Annotated in this window: 17 protein-coding genes; 8 read left to right on the plus strand and 9 right to left on the minus strand. The window is 70.8% G+C overall.

Annotated elements, in window-relative coordinates:
* Window positions 1-76 precede the first annotated feature (76 nt).
* A complete protein-coding gene (locus H5411_RS42350) occupies window positions 77-1,069 on the plus strand; it encodes an aldo/keto reductase (RefSeq protein ID WP_101440089.1) in 993 nt (330 codons plus the stop codon).
* A 92-nt stretch (window positions 1,070-1,161) separates the two neighbouring features.
* On the opposite strand, the gene H5411_RS42355 is transcribed toward H5411_RS42350, so the two are convergent.
* From H5411_RS42355 to H5411_RS42365, 3 genes are read right to left on the minus strand one after another with little or no spacing between them, the layout of a single operon-like run.
* Window positions 1,162-2,040 carry a phosphotransferase gene (locus H5411_RS42355; RefSeq protein ID WP_101441342.1) on the minus strand — a complete coding sequence of 293 codons (879 nt, stop codon included), beginning with the start codon at window positions 2,038-2,040 and terminating at the stop codon, window positions 1,162-1,164.
* Window positions 2,041-2,051: 11 nt separating this feature from the next.
* Window positions 2,052-2,861 (minus strand): SCO1664 family protein, encoded by an 810-nt coding sequence (locus H5411_RS42360; RefSeq protein WP_101440090.1) that lies wholly within the window; start codon window positions 2,859-2,861, stop codon window positions 2,052-2,054.
* A gap of 8 nt (window positions 2,862-2,869) precedes the next feature.
* The gene (locus H5411_RS42365) at window positions 2,870-3,445 is read right to left on the minus strand and encodes a DUF3090 domain-containing protein (protein WP_101440091.1); all 576 of its coding nucleotides are present in this window, start codon (window positions 3,443-3,445) and stop codon (window positions 2,870-2,872) included.
* Window positions 3,446-3,575: 130 nt separating this feature from the next.
* Here H5411_RS42365 and H5411_RS42370 point away from each other — a divergent pair, with 130 nt between their 5' ends.
* The 4 genes from H5411_RS42370 to H5411_RS42385 all read left to right on the plus strand — a co-directional run bounded on the left by H5411_RS42370 (window position 3,576) and on the right by H5411_RS42385 (window position 7,766).
* Window positions 3,576-5,507: a S9 family peptidase gene (locus H5411_RS42370; RefSeq protein WP_101440092.1), complete on the plus strand. Its 1,932-nt coding sequence runs from the start codon at window positions 3,576-3,578 to the stop codon at window positions 5,505-5,507.
* Window positions 5,504-6,403 carry a S66 peptidase family protein gene (locus tag H5411_RS42375; RefSeq protein WP_101440093.1) on the plus strand — a complete coding sequence of 300 codons (900 nt, stop codon included), beginning with the start codon at window positions 5,504-5,506 and terminating at the stop codon, window positions 6,401-6,403. The genes H5411_RS42370 and H5411_RS42375 overlap by 4 nt, the downstream gene beginning before the upstream one ends.
* A 6-nt stretch (window positions 6,404-6,409) precedes the next feature.
* Window positions 6,410-6,823: a TIGR03668 family PPOX class F420-dependent oxidoreductase gene (locus H5411_RS42380; RefSeq protein ID WP_183127245.1), complete on the plus strand. Its 414-nt coding sequence runs from the start codon at window positions 6,410-6,412 to the stop codon at window positions 6,821-6,823.
* A gap of 454 nt (window positions 6,824-7,277) precedes the next feature.
* Window positions 7,278-7,766, plus strand: coding sequence for a hypothetical protein (locus tag H5411_RS42385; protein ID WP_101440096.1), 489 nt, complete (start codon window positions 7,278-7,280; stop codon window positions 7,764-7,766).
* Between the two features lie 13 nt (window positions 7,767-7,779).
* On the opposite strand, the gene H5411_RS42390 is transcribed toward H5411_RS42385, so the two are convergent.
* On the minus strand, window positions 7,780-8,259 hold the full coding sequence (locus H5411_RS42390; RefSeq protein ID WP_158242576.1) for a nuclear transport factor 2 family protein: 480 nt from the start codon (window positions 8,257-8,259) through the stop codon (window positions 7,780-7,782).
* 128 nt (window positions 8,260-8,387) lie between these two features.
* Between H5411_RS42390 and H5411_RS42395 the strand changes: the two genes are divergently transcribed.
* From H5411_RS42395 to H5411_RS42405, 3 genes are all read left to right on the plus strand, one after another.
* On the plus strand, window positions 8,388-9,257 hold the full coding sequence (locus H5411_RS42395; protein ID WP_101440098.1) for a helix-turn-helix transcriptional regulator: 870 nt from the start codon (window positions 8,388-8,390) through the stop codon (window positions 9,255-9,257).
* A complete protein-coding gene (locus H5411_RS42400; RefSeq protein WP_101440099.1) occupies window positions 9,254-9,859 on the plus strand; it encodes a short chain dehydrogenase in 606 nt (201 codons plus the stop codon). Before H5411_RS42395 ends, H5411_RS42400 begins: the two co-directional genes overlap by 4 nt.
* A 102-nt stretch (window positions 9,860-9,961) precedes the next feature.
* The gene (locus tag H5411_RS42405; RefSeq protein WP_101440100.1) at window positions 9,962-10,771 is read left to right on the plus strand and encodes a hypothetical protein; all 810 of its coding nucleotides are present in this window, start codon (window positions 9,962-9,964) and stop codon (window positions 10,769-10,771) included.
* 43 nt (window positions 10,772-10,814) lie between these two features.
* On the opposite strand, the gene mptB is transcribed toward H5411_RS42405, so the two are convergent.
* The 5 genes from mptB to H5411_RS42430 all read right to left on the minus strand — a co-directional run bounded on the left by mptB (window position 10,815) and on the right by H5411_RS42430 (window position 17,975).
* Entirely contained in the window at window positions 10,815-12,377 is a 1,563-nt protein-coding gene (gene mptB, locus H5411_RS42410; protein WP_101440101.1) for a polyprenol phosphomannose-dependent alpha 1,6 mannosyltransferase MptB, read from the minus strand.
* A gap of 91 nt (window positions 12,378-12,468) precedes the next feature.
* Entirely contained in the window at window positions 12,469-14,121 is a 1,653-nt protein-coding gene (gene nikE, locus H5411_RS42415; protein ID WP_183127247.1) for a nickel ABC transporter ATP-binding protein NikE, read from the minus strand.
* The gene (locus H5411_RS42420; protein WP_183127249.1) at window positions 14,118-15,038 is read right to left on the minus strand and encodes an ABC transporter permease; all 921 of its coding nucleotides are present in this window, start codon (window positions 15,036-15,038) and stop codon (window positions 14,118-14,120) included. The genes nikE and H5411_RS42420 overlap by 4 nt, the downstream gene beginning before the upstream one ends.
* The gene (locus H5411_RS42425; protein WP_183127251.1) at window positions 15,035-16,063 is read right to left on the minus strand and encodes an ABC transporter permease; all 1,029 of its coding nucleotides are present in this window, start codon (window positions 16,061-16,063) and stop codon (window positions 15,035-15,037) included. The genes H5411_RS42420 and H5411_RS42425 overlap by 4 nt, the downstream gene beginning before the upstream one ends.
* A gap of 124 nt (window positions 16,064-16,187) precedes the next feature.
* Window positions 16,188-17,975 (minus strand): ABC transporter substrate-binding protein, encoded by a 1,788-nt coding sequence (locus tag H5411_RS42430; RefSeq protein WP_167442083.1) that lies wholly within the window; start codon window positions 17,973-17,975, stop codon window positions 16,188-16,190.
* Between the last annotated feature and the right edge of the window lie 181 nt (window positions 17,976-18,156).

The raw sequence follows: 18,156 nt of genomic DNA on the forward strand, positions 1-18,156 counted from the left end.
CCAGGTCCTAGCGTCGGCGGCGTTCGCCAGCCGTCGAGGTGCCGCCTGGTCCGCCGGGCAGAAGGAGTATCCGCGCATGATCACTCGAACCGCGCTCGGCTCGTCCGGTCTCACCGTCAGCGCCATGGGCCTGGGGTGCATGGGGATGAGCGAGAGCTACGGCGCCGCCGACTGGGACGGCGGCATGGCGACCATCGACCGGGCCCTGGAGCTGGGCGCCACGTTCCTGGACACCGCCGACGCCTACGGTGCCGGGCACAACGAGGTGTTGGTGGGCCGGGCCGTCCACGGCCGCCGGGACCAGGTGCAGCTGGCCACGAAGTTCGGCCTCGACCGCAGCGCCGGCGACGGGGCACGCCGCATCCGGGGCGCCCGGAACTACGTGCTCCGGTCCTGCGACGCGTCGTTGCTGCGGCTGGGCGTCGAGGTGATCGACTTGTACTACGCCCACCGCCCGCCCCAGGACGTGGAGATCGAGGAGACCGTCGGGGCGATGGCCGAACTGGTCGAGGCGGGCAAGGTCCGTCATCTGGGTTTGTCTGAGGTCGACGGCGAGCTGTTGCGCCGGGCGCACGCGGTGCACCCGATCGCCGCGGTGCAGAGCGAGTACTCGCTGTGGACCCGCGACGTCGAGGCGGTCACCCCGGTGATGGCCGAACTGGGGGTCGGGCTGGTGCCGTATTCGCCGCTGGGGCGGGGGTTCCTGACCGGCGCGCTGGACCGCTCCGCGCTGGGCGAGAAGGACTTCCGGCGCAGCAACCCCCGCTTCGCCGGAGAGGCGGGCGAGGCCAACGAGAAGATCGCGCGGACCGTGCGCGAGGTGGCCGACCGGCTGGGCGCGACCCCGGCCCAGATAGCACTGGCCTGGGTGTACGCCCAGGCCGAGCGGCTCGGGGTGGCAGTGGCGGCGATTCCGGGCACCCGCAGCCCGGTCCGGCTGGAACAGAACGCGGCCGCGCTGGATCTCGTCCTTGACGCCGAGGCGCTGGCCGCGCTGGAGCCGCTGAGCGACCAGGTCATGGGCGAGCGCTACCTTCCCGCGCACACCGCGGAGGTCGCTCGAGGTTAGCCACGGGCTCGGCGTCCCCGTTCCGTGGCGCTCCCGACTGCGATCTTCGGGCTTGGCGCCGTTTTTCGTTCCCGCGTCTGGTCCTGGCCGGGTCAGCGCGCCAGACGCAGCACCGCGTCGGTGAACGGCGTCGGGCCGCCGCGGCCGAGCGGGCCCATCGCGACCAGCGGGGCGAGCGCGACGCACCATGCGCGCACGCGGTCGCCGTCCAGGTGCGGCAGTTGGGCGATCCCGTCCTCGACCGTTCCGCCGTGGGCCATCGGCAGCACGGCCCAGTCGACCGCGTCGAAGGCCGGGTCGCCGACGCACGGGCGCGGGTCGATCGCGACCGCGCCGCGTTCCGGTCCGGCGTCGAGGACGTTGCCCGGGTGCAGGTCGCCGTGCACGAGGGCGATCGGGCCGCTGGCCGCTAATTTCTCGGACCGGGCGAGGCCGGTGCGCAGGGCTTCCAGCGGCAGATGCGCTTCGGCCGGGGATCCGGCGAGCCGTTGCTCGGCGAGGCCGAACATGAACCGGACGCGTTCGAGCTGGGTCGGGAACGGCCCGGCGGCGGGGACGCCGTGCACGTCGGCGAGCAGTTCGCCGATCTGGTCCCAGGGAACGTCGCTGCCGCGTCCGGTGAACGTGTCCCCGGGCTCGAGTCCTTCGAGCAGCACGGCGCCGTGGTCGAGGTCGGCGTCGAGGATCTGCACGACGCGCGACAGTCCGGCCCACGAGCCGAGCGCGGTGGCCTCCGCGGTCGCGATCGCGCGGTCCGGGCAGAGCTTGAGCACCTTCAGCACGCCCTCGCGGTCGCGGCAGAGCAGGGTGCGGCCGGTGTTGCCGGGCCGGGCCTCGGAGACGGTGAGGCCCCACTGGCGGCAGAGCCGGTCGACGAGCGCGGGCAGCGCGTCGCACCATGCTTCGGCCGCGGAGCCGAAGCGGTTGACGAGGCGGGCGCGGGCGGCGCTGTCGATGAGGTCGTTGTCCATGACGCCCGCCATCAGAACAGCGGCCAGGGGATCGCGCGCCAGTCGTCGCCGGGCTCGGGGAACACCGCCTCGGCGAGCAGGTAGTCGGTGCGCTGCGAGAGCGCCCGGATCTCGAAGGCGGTCAGGTGTTCGCCGAGTTCCGCGCCGAGGCGGCCGTCGAGGTCCGCGCGGAGCTTCCGCAGCTTCTCGACGGCGTCCTCGGGCAGCTCCTCGCCGATCCAGCCCCACAGCACGGTGCGCAGCTTCGGGTCGGTGTGCAGGCAGATGCCGTGGTCCACGCCGTAGACGCGGCCGTCCGTGCCCGCGAGCAGGTGGCCGCCCTTGCGGTCGGTGTTGTTGACGACGATGTCGAGGACCGCGAGTTCGCGCAGGTCCGGGTGGTCGGCGTGGACGAGCACCGCCGGTTCGCCGAGCCGGTCGTGCGCGTGCAGGACGGTGCGCCAGCCCTCGGGGACCTCGTCGGGCGCGCAGACGTCGACCACTTCGGCTTCCTCGTCGGTCTCGACCCACAGCTGGACCATGCCGGGCCCGAACGGGCCGTCGCGCAGCACGGTCGGCGGGATCATGCCGAGGCCGCAGGCGTCGGAGATCATCGCGGTGGCCACCTCGCGGCCGGCGAGGGTGCCGTCCGGGAAGTCCCACAGCGGCCGCTCCCCCGACACCGGCTTGTACACGACGCGGCCGGTGACGCCGTCGAGTTCGATCGCGCAGAACAGCGTCACGTTCGAGGCGTCGACCAGCCTGCCCTCGACGTCGATGCGGCCGCGGGAGACGAAATCGCGGGCGGCCGGGTCGGCTGGCCCTGGCGCGGTGTTCGCCACGGCCGCCCTCAGTCCTCGGTCACGTCGACGTCGCGCCGGTACCCGTTCTGCCGCGGGCAGATGTGCCCGGCCGGGTCGAGCGGTTCGCCGCACAGCGGGCACGGCTTGCGGCCGGCGTTCACGACGCGGTCGGCGCGTTCGGCGAAGGCGCGGGCGGCGACCGGGGTGAGGAACACGCGGACCGCGTCCGGGCCCTCCTCGGTGTCGTCGAGCACGACGGTCTCGTCGATTTCGCCCTCGGTGATCGCGAGCAGTTCCACGACGACCGCGCCGGAGTCGGCGTCCCAGCCGAGCCCCATCGTGCCGACCCGGAACTCCTCCTCGACGGGCACCGAGAGCGGGTCCACGTCGACCTCGTCGTCGGGGGCGTGGGCGGGCACGTCGGCCCCGAACCGGCTGGCGACCTCCTCCAGGAGCGACCCCAGCCGCTCCGCGAGGACGACGACCTGCTGTTTTTCGATCGTGACGCTGATCGTCCGCACGTCCTCCGTCGCCTGGAGGTAGAAGGTGCGGTCGCCGGGCTCGCCGACCGTGCCGGCCACGAACCGGTCGGGCTTGCGGAAGACGTGGATTACGCGTGACATAGCATCTTCGACCCTAGGCCACGGCCGCATGATCGGCATCCGCCGCCCCGGGTTCAGGGGAGTTCGCGCGCGAATCCTGCGCGGTGCGTGCGGATCCGGACACGCAGCGGATCCTCGTTAGGCTTTCCGGGTGCCTCGCATCTCTCCTCATGGAACCTGGACCTCTCCCGTCACAGCGGCCGACGCCGCGGCTGCCGGCGGCGGCGCGCAATGGCTCGCGGCGGTCGACGGCGCGCTCTGGTGGGCGGAGGCGCGGCCGGCCGAAGGCGGCCGCGTCGCGCTCGTGCGCGCGCTTCCCGGCGGCGGCGCCGAGGACGTGCTGCCCGCGCCGTGGAACGTCCGGAACCGGGTGCACGAGTACGGCGGGCGGCCCTGGATCGCGGTCGACGGCGTCGTGGTGTTCACGCATTGGGCAGACCAGCGGGTGTACGCGCTGAAGAACGGCGAGGTCGCCGCGCTGACGCCGGAACCGGCCACGCCGCAAGGCGTCCGGTACGGCGACCTCCGGCCCGGACGCGAGGGCGAGGTGTGGGCGGTCCGCGAGCGCAGCACCGGGCCGCGGCGGACGGACATCTCCCGCGAGCTGGTCGCGATCCCGCTGAACGGTTCCGCCGAACGGGTGCTGGCCGAGGGACACCGGTTCTTCACCGCGCCGCAGCTGTCGCCGGACGGCGCGCACGCCGCGTGGCTCGCGTGGGACCACCCGGCGATGCCGTGGGACGGGACCGAGCTGTTCGTCGCGCCGGTGGCGGCCGACGGTTCGTTCGGCGAGGCACGTGTGCTGGCGGGCGGGCCGGAGGTCGCGGTGTGCCAGGTCGCGTGGGAGACCGCGGACCGGCTGCTCGTGCTCGCCGACCCGGACGGCTGGTGGAACCTGCACCGGATCGGGCTCGACGGTTCGGCGGTCAATCTCGCACCGGTCGAACGGGAACTGGGCGGGCCGATGTGGAAGCTCGGCACCAGCTGGTTCGCCCCGCTGGGCAGCGGGAAGCACGCGGTCCTCGACTCGGGCAAGCTGGCGATCCTCGACGAGAGCGACGGGTCGGTCACACGCGTCGAGACTGAGCTGACCGTGTGGTCGTCGAGCGGGCTGGTCGCGACGCCGGACGGGATCGCCGGGATCGCGGGCGGGCCCCGGCACGAGAGCGCGGTCGTGGTGCTGGACCCGGACACCGGGAAGTGGCGCGCCCTCACCCCTCAGCCCGCCTCGCTGCCGCCCGCGGAGTACCTGCCGGTGCCGCAGGAGCGCGTGTTCACCGGACCGGACGGCGCGGAAATCCCCGCGTACGTGTTCCCGCCGACGAACCCGGACTTCGTCGCACCGGAAGGCGAACTGCCGCCGTATGTGGTGCACGTCCACGGCGGGCCGACCGGGCACAGCGACGAATCGCTCGACCTGGACTTCGCGTACTTCACCAGCCGCGGCATCGGCGTCGTCGCGGTCAACTACGGCGGTTCGACTGGATACGGGAGGGCGTTCCGCGAGCGGCTGCGTGAGCAGTGGGGCGTGGTGGACGTGCGTGACTGTGCCGCGGTCGCCGAAGCGCTTGTCGCGGAAGGAATCGCCGACCGGGCCCGGCTGGGCATCCGGGGCGGCAGCGCGGGCGGGTTCACTTCGGCCGCGTCGATCACGATGACCCGGACTTACGCGGCGGCGACGGTGAAGTTCCCGATCCTCGACTTCACCGGCTGGACCGGCGAGGGCGGCGAAACGCACGACTTCGAGTCGCAGTACCTGGTCAGCATGGTCGGCCCGTATCCAGAGGCCGCGGAGCGGTACCGGGAGCGCTCGCCGATGACGCACGTGGGCTCGCTGGCCGGTCCGGTGCTGTTCCTGCAGGGCCTCGAGGACGAGATCTGCCCGCCGGAGCAGGCGGACCGGTTCGTCTCCGAGATCGACGGCAGCGGGATCCCGCACGCGTACCTGCGCTTCGAAGGCGAGCAACACGGGTTCCGGAAGGCGGAGACCATCGTCGCCGCGCTGGAGGCGGAGCTTTCCTTCTACGGCCAGGTGTTCGGCTTCGAGACGCCGGACGTGCCGCGGCTGGAGCTGTCCCGATGAGGCCCGCGAGACTCTCCGCCGGGGACACGGTCGCGCTCGTCGCGCCGTCCGGGCCGGTGCCGCAGGATCTGCTGGACACCGCGTTGCCGGTGCTGCGCGAGTGGGGCGTGAAGGTGCGGATCGGCGCGGGAGTGCGGGCTTCGGGTCCGTCCTACCTGTCCCAGCCGGACAAGGCGCGCGCCGCGGAGTTCACCGAGGCGTGGCTGGACCCGGAAGTCCGGTGCGTGCTCGCAGCGCGCGGCGGCTACGGCGCGCAGCGGATGATCGATCTGCTGGACTGGACCGCGTTGCGCGCTGCCGGTCCGAAGGTGCTGGCCGGGTCGAGCGATGTGACCGCCCTGCACCGGGCCGTGCACACGCATCTGGACCTCGCGACGCTGCTGTCGCCGATGCCGGCGAGCGTGCTGTTCGACGAAGCCGCGGCGGAGCACCTGCGGCGGACGTTGTTCGAGCCGGACCACACGCGGGTGCTGCGCGCCCGGGAGCCGGACGTGGTGGCGCCCGGACGAGCGCTGGGCGTGCTGGTGGGCGGGAATCTGTCGCTGCTCGCGTCCGGTGTCGGCACCGCTGAGCAGGGGTCCGCGCGCGGCGGGATCGTGCTGCTGGAGGACGTGACCGAGAGCGCGTACCGGATCGACCGGATGGTGACGCAACTGCTGCGTTCGGGCTGGTTCGACGGCGTGCGCGGGATCGTGCTGGGTTCGTGGGCCGCGTGCGGCGACCCGGCGGAGGTCCGCGAGCTCCTGGCGGAACGGTTGTCGCCGCTCGGTGTTCCGGTGCTGAGCGGGTTCGGCTTCGGGCACGTCGCCGGGTCGCCGACGCTGCCGCTCGGGGTTTCGGCCTCGCTCGACACCGAACTGGGCACGCTGACCCTCGACTCCCCCGTGCTGGCCTGATCCCGCATGCGACTGTCCACTGTGGAAACCCGAGCTCGGTTCGCGGCGGCCCGGGTGGCCCGGCTGGCCACAGTGGACAGTCGAGGAGTCCCGCACCTGGTGCCGGTGACGTTCGCGGTGCGCGACGACACGGTCGTCTTCGCGGTCGACCACAAACCGAAGACCACGACGTCGCTGCGGCGGCTGGCGAATATCGCGGAGAACCCGGCGGTGTCGTTCCTGGTCGACGAGTACGACGAAGACTGGTCGCGGCTGTGGTGGGCCCGCGCGGACGGGGTGGCACGGGTGGTCGCGGATGCCTCGCGGGACCGGTATGTCGGGTGGCTGACGGAGAAGTACCCGCAGTACGCGGAGCGGCCGCCGGAGCATGCGGTGGTGGTGACCGAGGTGCGGACCTGGCGAGGCTGGGCGGGTTCGTAACGCAGAGCCGGGGACCTGCTCGTGCGGCAGCTGGCGGCCGAGTGTGAAGGCTACCTCGATCGCCGACCAGGCGCTGAGCTGCGGTGAGGCGGCGCGTGCTCGCCTCCGTCGCGGCGTTCGATCGGGACTGACGCGGCGAAACGGTGATGCTGAGGTGCGGATCTTGCGGGATTCGTAACGCTGGACCGGAGTCTGGCGATCTTTCTCCCGAAATGGGGAGGATCATGCGTTTTTCGCTTGTGGTGACCGGTCTTGTCCTGCTGGTCGCGGGGTGTGCGGCCGAGACTCCGGCGGCTGCTCCGGCGCCGAGTTCCGCGCCGCCGTCGAGTTCGCCGTCGCCGTCGCCGGTCGCGAAGGACCTCACGAAGTATCTGCCGAGCCAAGACGAGCTGACGAAAGCCGGTCTCACCGCGGGGCGGGACCGCTGCCGTACGTTGTCGGCCCGAACACGCCGTTGTACATCGTGCGGGCGTGCGGGACCAACCAGCCTTGGGACTCTGCCGCGCGGAACGGCGCACAGGCGTATTCCACGACCGACACGCTGTGGATCCGGCAACGGCTCGCCGAGTACGAGGGTTACACCGGCCAGCAGGTCGTCGCCGGGCTTGACAAGGCGCTCGCCTGCGGAAAAACGGTGTCCGCGGACCACAACCTCGCCTTCGTGACCCGCTTCTCCAAGCACGGGAAGGGGTTGCCCGAGAACTCCGAGCTGACGGTGAAGACCCGGTTCTCGGTCCCCGGCACCACCGACCCGCAACTCGGGTTCTGCGGGCAGTTCGCGGAGGCCCGCACGACCGGCTGTGTCCTGGTCCTCGCCCGGGGCAACCACGTTCTCGCGGTCGCGACCACCGACTACCAAGCGGGCCAGGTGAGCATGGCGGCGCAACAGGCCGAGCTGACGCGGCTCGCTCCGACCTTCATCGCCGCGTTCGACCAGGACTGAAAGCGCGGAGAGCTCAGCGGGTCTGCGCGAGATCCCCGAAGTACCCGGTCCGCCACAGGATCCGGGTGCGGACTTCGGGGATGCGCCACCCGTCCGCGGTCAGGCGCAGGTCCGCGGTGACGACGCCGCCCGCGGTGAACGCGCGGTCTTCCATCCGCACGGTGACCGGGCGGTCTTTCCACAGGTGGATCGCGACGAGGTTCGCCCGCACCGCCGCGGTGGCGCCGTCCAGGTCGACGTCGTGGCCGGTGAGCAGGTGCTGGCTTGCTTCGAAGCGGGCGAAGCTGCGGGCGTGGCTGGCCGCGATGTCGGCCGGTCCGCAGGTCTCGGCTCCGTTCGGGCGCACGATCTTCCCGTCTGGCGCGAAGACCCGCCGGAACCGCGGGGCGTCGAACTGCTGCTCGTCGACGGCGCGGTAGTAGCTGTTGAAGGTGCGGACGATCCGGGCCGTGGCGAGCAAAGCGTCGAGGTCGTGCTGATCCGTTTCCTGCACCGGCTTCTCCCCTCGGGGTTCGCTCGGTTCATCGTCGTGCGCGCGGGCGGCGTGACAGCACGCTGCACACGGCGGGGTATCCCAATCAGGGGCAGGCGGTGGGTTCGGCGGCGCGCCAGGATGGCCGGGTGAGCAACGGAAGCAACGAACTCGGCGGCTTCCTGCGAAGCCGTCGCGAGCGGTTGACGCCAGAGGCCGCGGGCATCGCGCCCGGCGGGACCCGGCGGGCGGTTCACGGGCTGCGCCGGGAGGAATTGGCCGAACTGGCCGGGGTCAGCGTCAGCTACTACACGCGGCTCGAGCAGGGCGCCAGCAGCAGCGCCTCGGACGCGGTGATCGACGCGCTGGCCGCGGCCTTGCGGCTGGATCCGGTCGAGCACGAGCACTTGCGGAATCTCGCCGCGCCTCGGCGGGCGGCTCGTCCGCGGTCCCGAAGGACCAAGTTGCGGCCCGCGGTGCGGGATTTGCTCGCGGCGATGTCCGCGATGCCCGGGGTGGTGATCGACCACCGAGCCGATGTCCTGGCGTGGAACCGGCTCGGGCACGCGCTGCTGGCCGGGCACGTCGCGTTCGAGGCCCCGGAGGAGCGGATCCGTCCGAACATCGCGCGGATGCTGTTCCTCGATCCGCATCATCGCGGGCTGTACCGGGATTGGGCGGACAAGGCGTCGGTCACTGTCGCGGCGCTGCATCAGGCGGTCGCGCGGCATCGGGATGACCCGGTGCTGGAGCAGCTCGTCGGCCGGCTGGCGGTGGAGAGCCCGGAATTCGCGCGGATGTGGGCGAAGCGTCCGGTCCGGACCTGTTCGTACTACGTGCGCGAGCTTGATCATCCAGTGGTCGGACGTCTGACGCTCGCGAACGAGACGGTCACGCTCCCTGACGACGATCAGCAGCTCGGGTTGTTCTACGCGCTGCCCGGCACTCCGGGCGCCGACGCGCTCGCCTTGCTTACCCGCAGCTGTGCGGAAACCCTGGCGAAGGAGAACATGCGATGAGAATTCTCGTGGTCGGCGGTGCCGGGACGATCGGACGGCGGCTGGTGCCGGAGCTGCGGTCGCGCGGTCATGACGTGATCATGGCCGGGCGGACGTCCGGCCAGCTGCGCGTCGATCTGGCTGAGCCGGAGACGATCGCGGCGATGTACCGCGAGGCCGGAGCGGTGGACGCGGTCGTGAGTGTCGCCGCGCACGGCGCGCTGGACGAGTTCGCGAAGCTGACGTCGGCGCAGCTGCACGAGAACATGCGCGCCAAGTTCTACGGGCAGGTCGAACTGGTCCTTCAGGGACAGCATTACGCGGCGGACGGCGCGTCGTTCACGCTGACGTCCGGGATTTTCGCCGACGAGGCCTGGCCGCACGTCACCGGCGGCGGGGTGATCAGCGGCGCGCTGCACAGTTTCGTCCTGTCGGCGGCGATCGAGCTGCCGCGCAGGATGCGGGTCAACGTGGTCAGCCCGACGCTGGTCGGCGATTCGGAGGCCGAGTTCGGCGATCATTTCCCGGGGATGCGCCCGGTCCCGATGGACGAATTGGTGCAGCAGTACCTGAACTGCGTCGAAAGCGACATCACGGGGACGGTCGTCCGAGCCTACGCTTGACCGCGTTCGGAAAGACTCTTACCTTTGAGCACCAGACATCGGATGTACTGCGCCGCCGGCCGATGTGCCCCTTTCGTTCCTGTTCGGAAAGGACACTTTGTGATGCCGGAGCTCCCTGGTTTTCCGCGCCGTGCGGCGCTGCGCACGCTCGCCGGTGCGGCGCTCGCCCTTCCGGCGCTGGCCGGTCCGCTCGGCCAGTACGCCACTGCCGCGAGTCCGTTGTGGCATCCCGACCCGGTGAAGGACGGGCTGAAGGCGTTCGAGGGCGTCGAGGCTGATCGCGGCGGTTTGCATCCGGACCGGAAGTACGTGGTGGTGGAAGGGAATCACTACCGGTACAACATCTGGCGCGACGACCGGGACACCACCGGCGGCGGGGACCGGCAGCGGACCGAGACCAAGGGCATGGTGCAGAACGGTGCCGTGCTGAAGATGCACGACGGCGAGACGTGGACCCTGTCCTACGAGATGTACATCCCGGCGAGCCTGCACGGGACGAGCCGGTTCACGCACATCTTCCAGACGAAGACCCCGGCGACGAACGCGGGTCCGTGGGTGACGCTCGATCTGGTCCGGGACGGCGGTGTGGAGATGATTTCCGCTCGCGCGTACGCGAATCCGGGCTCGCCGTCGATCGCCGCGGCGAAGCTGGCTCCGTTGCGGGACAAGTGGATCACGATCGAATGGACGCTCACTCCGGGCGACGCGGGCGCGGCGGCGTGCGTGATCCGCAGCGGCGCCGGGGCGGGGGCGCCGATCGCCGCGCAAGGCCGCCGGACCGGGGTGAAGCTGCCGGATCAGGGCGACTACGTGCGGCCGAAGTGGGGCATCTACCGTTCGGTCGAGAGCGATCCGGCGGACATTCTCGACACGTATCTGCTGTTCCGGAATTACCGCGCGGATCGCGAGTAGACCCGGCGGGCGGTGGTCCCGGCGCGGAACCGGGACCACCGCTTCACGCGGACTTGGCGGGGTTTTCCGGGAGGAATTCCTCGTCCTTCGGCTTCTTCCGCCACGCGGCGACGAGGCCGAGCGGGTCGGGACGCAGCAGCGACGCGGCGGCGTAGAGGCTGACCACGACGACGATCGCGATGAACCACCAGTCGTAGAGCGCCTGCTCCCCCGTCGGGTAGTACACAAGCGTCACGAACACCGAGATGGCCACGATCGCCGACAGGTTGCGCCGTTCCCACGGGAACGCGGAGATCAGCACGAAGCCCCAGGTGAGGTACCAGGGCAGGGTCGGCGGCATGAGGATCGCGACGGCCAGCAGCGTGATCGCGGCGCGGTAGACGGCTTCCTTGCCGCCGCCGCGGGCGAGCCACCATTGCCGGATGCCGAACACGCCGAGGCCGATCATCGCGATGGTGCGGGCGACGGTGACGAACGGCGAGGGCTGGACGTTGGCGATGATGTGGACGAGGTTGTAGACGGCCTCGCCGATGCCGCTGGGGAAGTTCAGCCAGTTGGTGATGAGCTGCGGGGCCTTGAGGCCGGACCACCAGCCGAGGTTGAGCGAGCCGAGCGACACCCAGGTGCCGACGACGAACACCGGCAGGAACAGCGCCACCGACGCGGCCCCGGCCTTGAAGAAGTTCTTCGTCTTCGACGGACCGGCCATGTCCGCGGCCCACATCCACACCATGAACGGCAGCGCGACGGCGGCGGTCGGTTTGATCAGCATCCCGACGGTGACGAGCACGACCGCGATAACGTGCTTGCGTTCGAGCGCGGCGAGCATGCCGATGGTGAGGAAGCCGAGCATCATCAGGTCGTTGTGCGGGCCGCCGAAGAGGTGGATGACCATCATCGGGCTGGCGACCGCGACCCACAGCGCGACCGGTAGCTTCCCGCCGAGGTGCTTGACGAGCCGGGGCAGCGCCCACAGCGTCATGCCGAGCCCGACGAGCAGCACGAGCCGGGTGAGGATGACGCCGGCGATCATGTGGTCCTGGGTGATCGCGACGATGCCCTTGGAGATCAGCAGGAACAGCGGCCCGTACGGGGCGGGCGTGGTCTGCCACAGCGGGTGCACGTTCTGCACGACGTTCGGCAGCACCGGCAGCTCGGCGGGGCCGTTGGCGTACGGGTCGAGCCCGTAGAGCAGCTGCGCGCCCTGGCCGAGGTAGGAGAAGACGTCGCGGGTGAACAGCGGCGGCGACACGATCAGCGGCGCCATCCAGCACAGCGCGGCGATCAGGATCGGCTTGCTGCCGATGCGGCCGGCCAGCGCGTAGCGGCCGAGCCGGACCCACGCCCACACGACCAGGCCGAAGCCGCTGTAGAGCAGCGCGTTGGCGAGCGCCCGGCCGTGGCCGTAGCGGACCCAGGACAGCGGGCCGTGGCCGAGGACGGGGTCGCGGATGAGGATGCCGCCGGCGCCGAGCGCCGCCAGCATCAGAAGGGCGCTTCCGACCGTGCCCATCGCGATGGTCCGGTACGGGAAGCGCGCGGGTGCCAGGAACGGCCGGTCGAGAGTGCCGGCGTTCGGCTGCGCGTTGTCGGTAGTGGTGGCCATTTCGATCCAGGAGATTACCGGGTGCAGTCGGCTGGCCCCCGCACGGGCTCCGGGCGCGCGGTGTTCGTCGCGCGCCCGGAACGGGCCGCGGTCAGCGGTCGGCCGCGGTCCGCTGCGCGGTGCCCCCGGGGAGCGCCGCGAGCAGCGACTTCGTGTACTCGTGCTGCGGGTCGAGCAGGACTTGTTCGACGGTACCGGTCTCCACGAGTTCGCCGCGGTACATCACCGCGACCCGGTCGGCGATGTTCCAGGCCAGGCCGAGGTCGTGGGTGATGACGAGCGCGGAAAGACCCAGCTGGCGGCGCAGCCGGAGCAGCAGCGCGAGGATCTCGCCGCGCACCGACGCGTCCAGCGACGCCACCGGTTCGTCGGCGAGCAGCAGCGACGGTTCGAGCGCGAGGGCTCCGGCGATGACGACGCGCTGGCGCTGGCCGCCGGACAGTTCGTGCGGCAGCCGGTCGAGGTACTTCTCCGGCGGGCGCAGTTCGGCGGATTCGAGCGCTTTGAGCACGACGTCGCGTTCGCCGCGCAGGCCGTGGATCCGCGGGCCTTCGGCGACCGCCTCGTACACCGTGTGGGCCGGGTTCAGCGCGCTCGTCGGGTCCTGGAGCACGAGCTGGACTTCCCGCCGGTACGCGCGCAGCCCGGCCCCGGACGACGGCATCGGCTTGCCCGCGTAGCGGACCGCGCCGGAGTCGGCTTTCTGCAGGCCGAGCAGCGTGCGGGCGAGGGTGGTCTTGCCGGAGCCGGACTGGCCGACCAGCGCGACGATCTCGTCCCGCCGGACCTCCAGGTTCACCCCGTTGACGGCGTGGATCCGCTTGCCTTCGCGGTCGCGGAAGGCGACATGCAGGTTCTCGGCGGCGAGCAATGGGGATTCGCCGGCGCCGGTGCGTTCCTCCGGTTCCGGCGGCAGCGGGGTCGCGGTGGCCGGGGCGTAGCGCGAGACCGGGTCGCCGACCGTGGGGAACGCCGCGGCGAGCGCCTTGCTGTGTTCGTGCCGCGGCGAGGACATAAGCTCGGCGCTCGGGCGTTCCTCGACGAGTTCGCCGTCGTACATCACCGCGATGCGTTCGCACGTGGCGGCGAGCACGGACAGGTCGTGGCTGATCATGATCAGCCCGATGCCGCGTTCGGCGACCAGTTTCGACAGCACGGACAGCACCTGGGCCTGCACGACGACGTCGAGCGCGGTGGTCGGTTCGTCGGCGATCACCAGCCGCGGTTCGCAGGCCAGCGCCATCGCGATCATCACGCGCTGTTTCTGCCCGCCGGACAGTTCGTGCGGGTACGCGCCGGCCCGCGAGCGCGGCAGGTCGACCTGCTCGAGCAGTTCCGTCACCCGTGCCTGCACCTGTGCTTCGGACGGCGCTTTGCCCTCGGGTGCGTGCAGCCGGATCGGTTCGGCGATCTGCTCGCCGACGCGGCGGACCGGGTTGAGCGCGTGCATCGCGCCCTGGAACACCACCGACGCCTCGGCCCAGCGGACCGCGCGCAGCCGTCCCCAGCGCATGTCGTTGACGTCCTCGCCGTCGAGCAGGATCTCGCCGGTGATCTTCGCGCTGCGCGGGAGGAGCCGGAGCACGCTCATCGCGACGGTGGATTTGCCGGAGCCGGACTCCCCCGCGACGCCGAGCGTGCCGCCCGCGTCGAGGCTCAGGCCGACGCCGCGGACCGCGGGGACGTCGCCGCCGCCGGTGCGGTAGGTGACGCCGAGGTTTTTCAGTTCGAGCAGCGCGGTCACGAGTGCCGTCCTTTGAGCCGCGGGTTCAGCACGGTTTCGAGGCCGCGTCCGACGAGGGTGAACATCAGCACGACGAGCACGATCGCGATGCCCGGCGGCAGCAGGTTCCACCAGGCGCCGCGGGTGACCGCGCCGTTGTTGAGCGCGGTTTCCAGCATCGCGCCCCAGGAGATCGAGGTGGGATCGCCGACGCCGAGGAACGAGAGGGTCGCGTCGGCGATGACCGCGTTGCCGACCACGAGGGTGGTGTTGGCGAGCACGAGCGGGGCGACGCCGGGCAGCACGTGTTTCGCGACCACGTGCAGATGGCCGCCGCCGAGCGCGCGGGCGCGTTCGATGTAGGGGCGGCTTTCGATGGTGAGCGTCTGGGCGCGGACCAGCCGGGCGGTGCTCGGCCAGGCGGTGACGCCGATGGCGAGCACGATGGTCCAGATCCCTTGCGGCAGCACGGCCGACAGCGCGATCGCCAGCACCAGCGAGGGCAGCACGAGGAAGAAGTCGGTGAACCGCAACAGGATCGCCGACACCCAGCCGCCGAAGTGCGCGGCGGTGATGCCGATCAGGGTGCCGATGAACACGCTGAGCGCGGTGGCGCAGAACCCGACGAGCAGCGAGATCCGGGTGCCCCACACCGTCATCAGGAGAACCGAGCGGCCGTCGATGTCGGTGCCGAGCCAGAACTGGCTGTCCGGCGGGCTGAGCGGTTTCCCGGTGACGCGGGTGACGTCCAGGCCGCTCTGGTCGCTGATCAGCGGCAGCAGCAGAGCGAGCAGCACGGTGAGCACGAGCAGGAAAAGCCCGGCGAGAGCGGCTTTCTGGGTCGCGAACTCGTGCCAGGTGCGGGCGATTCCGGCGCGGCGGCGGCGCCACGCGATCGCGCGGGCGCTTTCGGCGGCGGCGGCCCCAGAGGTTGTCATGCGGTACGCACCCTCGGGTCGAGCACGCGGTAGAGCAGCTCCGCGACCAGGTTCATCAGGACGACGGCACTGGCGAGGACGATGAAAACTCCTTGCAGCACCGGCAGATCCGGGCCGTGCAGCGCGTCGTAGGTGAGCTGGCCGAGCCCGGGCCAGCTGAACACCGCTTCGACGGTGACCGCGCCGGCGACCACCGTGCCGAACTGCATGAAGATCAGCGTCACTGTGGGCAGCAGCGCGTTCGGGACCGCGTGCCGTCGCCGGACGAGGTCGTCGCGCAGGCCTTTCGCGCGGGCGGTGGTGAGATAGTCGGCGTTCATCTCGCCGAGCAGCGACGAGCGCATCACCAGCATGTACTGCGCGTAGAACACCGCGAGCAGCGTCAGGCACGGCAGGATCAGGTGGTGCAGCACGTCGAGGCTCTGGGCGAGGAAGCCGGGCCCGGCGTCGGGCGAGTGCATGCCGCGGCTCGGGAAGAGCCCGTTGGTGGCCACGAGCAGCAGCAGGCCGAGCCAGAACTGCGGGACCGACCAGAAGGTCAGCGCGATCCCGGTCTGCGCGCGGTCGAAGAAGCTGTCGCGCTTCCACGCCGCGCGGATGCCGAGCCACAGCCCGAGCGCGACGGCCAGGACGGTCGCGCTGCCGACGAGCAGCACGGTCGGCCAGAGCCGTTCGCCGATCATGTCCAGCACGGGGCGGCGTTCGATGTAGGACTCGCCGAAGTCGCCTTGGAACAGGCCGACGAAGTAGTTCCCGAACTGCGCCAGGACGGGCTTGTCGATGCCGAGCCGTTCGCGCAGCTCGGCGATCTGGCCGGGGTCGGTGGGCCGTTCGCGGGCCATGAACGCGACCGGGTCGCCGGGCAGCAGGCGGAAGAGGAAGAACCCGAGGACGATCACCAGGAACACGCTGGCGACCGCCTCGGCGATCTTCGTGAGGACGAACCGGAGCGTCCCGGTCCCGCCTCGGCGCTCGTCGGGGTCGGCGAGCACCGAGGCCTGGTCGGGAGCTAAAGCTTGGCTCATCCGCGACTCCCCTTCCGCTGGACGGACTCGCGCGCCGTGAAGGACTCCTTGAGGGACTTAGATTCCCTCAAGGGGCCCTTCACGGACCGCCGGGCCGGAGCAGGCGACTGGCGGAACATCGGATTCACTCCCGGTCGTCGGCGGACTTGCCGCGGCGGGACAGCGCGACGCCGCCGCCCACGAGCACGACGAGCACCACCGCGCCGACGATGATCCACACGGTCGGGCCGGAACCGCTGTCCGAGGAAGCGGCCGACGCGTCGGCCGGGACCGCGCCGTACACGCCCCAGTAGCCGGTCTGCTCGAGGATCGAGCCTTCGGGCTGCGGCTGCTTGCCGAACGAGGAGAACTTGTCGGAGCGGTAGGCCTCGAGCGCGTTGTCGTAGTCGTAGACGACGTTCACGGCCTGGCTGTACAGCCGCGCCTGCGCCTGCTTCACGTAGCCGGCGCGGACGGCCGGGTCGGTTTCCGCGAGCTGCTTGGCGTAGAGCGCGTCGTACTGCGGGTCGCAGAAGAACGTGTCGGTGGTGCCGCCCTTGCCCTGGGCGTTCGGCCGCGCGGCGCAGGTGTGCAGGGCCAGCGAGTAGTCCGGGTCCGGGTTGTTCGCGTAGCCGGAGATGGCGAGGTCGTAGTTGCCCGCGTTGGTGCGGTCGTTCAGCTCGTCGTCGGAGACGAGTTCCTGTTTGACCGAGATGCCGATGTCGTGCAGCCAGCCGGTGATGTACTGGGCGAGGCGCTGGTCGGGCGCGCGGTTCGCGTGTCCGGTGAGGCGCAGTTCGAGCCGTGCGCCGCCGGGCGCGGTGCGGATGCCGTCCTGGCCCTTCGGGTAACCGGCTGCGTCGAGCGCGGCGTTCGCGGCGGCGAGGTCGAACTTGCGCGCCTCCCCCGGCGCCGGATCCCAGTGGTAGGCGGAGTAGATCGGCGGGATCACGCCGCCGCCGGGCTGGGCGTAGCCGCCGGCGACCTTGTCCACGATCGTCTTCGTGTCGATCGACTGCGCGATCGCCTGGCGCACCCGGATGTCCTTGAGCACCGGGTTGCCGTTGCCGATCGGCTTGTTCTCGGAGTTCTCGACGCCGAAGTTGAGGTTGAGCGCGTTGTAGCGGCGGCCGGGAGCCTTGTTCAGCTCGATGTTCGGCTGGCCTTTGAGCGCGTCGAACTGGGTCGGGGTGAGCCGGTTGATCACGTCGACCTCGCCCTGTTTGAGGGCGTTCACCGCGGCCTCGACGTCCTTGAACACCAGCAGCTGCAGCTCGTCGACCTTCGGCGCGCCGCGCCAGTAGTTCTTGTTGGCCTTGAACTTGACGTACTCGTTCTGCTTGTACTCGGTGATCTGGTATGGCCCGTCGTCGACGCCGACGACGGGGATCGTGTCGGTCTTCGGGTCGCTCAGGTCCTTGATCCGCGACCACACGTGCTCGGGCACGATCGGGACGTCGAGCAGGGTCATCGTCGACTGGACGGTCTTGGTCTTGATCACCAGCGTGGTGTCGTCCGGCGCGGCGACCGACTCGAAGCTCGCGACGTAGTTGCCGTTCGCGGTGCGCGCGGTGGAGTCGGTGAGCATCCGGTTGAAGGTGAACGCGGCGTCCTTCGCGGTGACCGGCTGCCCGTCGGACCACTTCGCGCCCTGGCGGATCTTGAACGTCCAGGTCAGCTTGTCCGGCGACGTCGTCCACGATTCGGCGAGCGCGGGGGCGGCCTCGGCCTTGTCCTCCGACGGGATCGTCAGGAATTCGTAGATGAACCGGCCGACCTGGGTCGACGCGGCGAGCCCGGCGGTGAACGGATTCAAGTGGTCGATACCAGTGGTCAGGGCGACTCGCAGCACCTTCGGCGGGCTCTGCTGTTGTGCCCGCTGTTCCGCCACCGCGGTGCCTGCCAACGGCAGAATCGCCAACGTTCCTGCCATCGCGACACCGAAAACGCGGCGCAATGCGCGCTGCGTGCGCTTATTTCGCACTTGAGAACCACCCCATCGTCCATCCCCGACCCCAGAGACGAAAAGTAACCACATACCGCGGGAAGTGCGCAATATGTGACGGCGCCGGTGCGTGTCCGATCGTTATGGTCGCGGAGCCGATCACTAGAGT

Origin of the sequence: Amycolatopsis echigonensis (genome assembly GCF_014174495.1) — a bacterium.
GTDB lineage: Bacteria > Actinomycetota > Actinomycetes > Mycobacteriales > Pseudonocardiaceae > Amycolatopsis > Amycolatopsis echigonensis.

What these genes read in the sequence shown, in the direction of transcription:
- H5411_RS42350 (WP_101440089.1), top strand. Translation starts at nt 77, where the DNA reads ATGATCACTCGAACCGCGCTCGGCTCGTCCGGTCTCACCGTCAGCGCC.
- H5411_RS42355 (WP_101441342.1), bottom strand. Translation starts at nt 2,040, where the DNA reads ATGGACAACGACCTCATCGACAGCGCCGCCCGCGCCCGCCTCGTCAAC.
- H5411_RS42365 (WP_101440091.1), bottom strand. Translation starts at nt 3,445, where the DNA reads ATGTCACGCGTAATCCACGTCTTCCGCAAGCCCGACCGGTTCGTGGCC.
- H5411_RS42375 (WP_101440093.1), top strand. Translation starts at nt 5,504, where the DNA reads ATGAGGCCCGCGAGACTCTCCGCCGGGGACACGGTCGCGCTCGTCGCG.
- H5411_RS42380 (WP_183127245.1), top strand. Translation starts at nt 6,410, where the DNA reads ATGCGACTGTCCACTGTGGAAACCCGAGCTCGGTTCGCGGCGGCCCGG.
- H5411_RS42400 (WP_101440099.1), top strand. Translation starts at nt 9,254, where the DNA reads ATGAGAATTCTCGTGGTCGGCGGTGCCGGGACGATCGGACGGCGGCTG.
- H5411_RS42405 (WP_101440100.1), top strand. Translation starts at nt 9,962, where the DNA reads ATGCCGGAGCTCCCTGGTTTTCCGCGCCGTGCGGCGCTGCGCACGCTC.
- mptB (WP_101440101.1), bottom strand. Translation starts at nt 12,377, where the DNA reads ATGGCCACCACTACCGACAACGCGCAGCCGAACGCCGGCACTCTCGAC.
- H5411_RS42420 (WP_183127249.1), bottom strand. Translation starts at nt 15,038, where the DNA reads ATGACAACCTCTGGGGCCGCCGCCGCCGAAAGCGCCCGCGCGATCGCG.
- H5411_RS42425 (WP_183127251.1), bottom strand. Translation starts at nt 16,063, where the DNA reads ATGAGCCAAGCTTTAGCTCCCGACCAGGCCTCGGTGCTCGCCGACCCC.
- H5411_RS42430 (WP_167442083.1), bottom strand. Translation starts at nt 17,975, where the DNA reads ATGGCAGGAACGTTGGCGATTCTGCCGTTGGCAGGCACCGCGGTGGCG.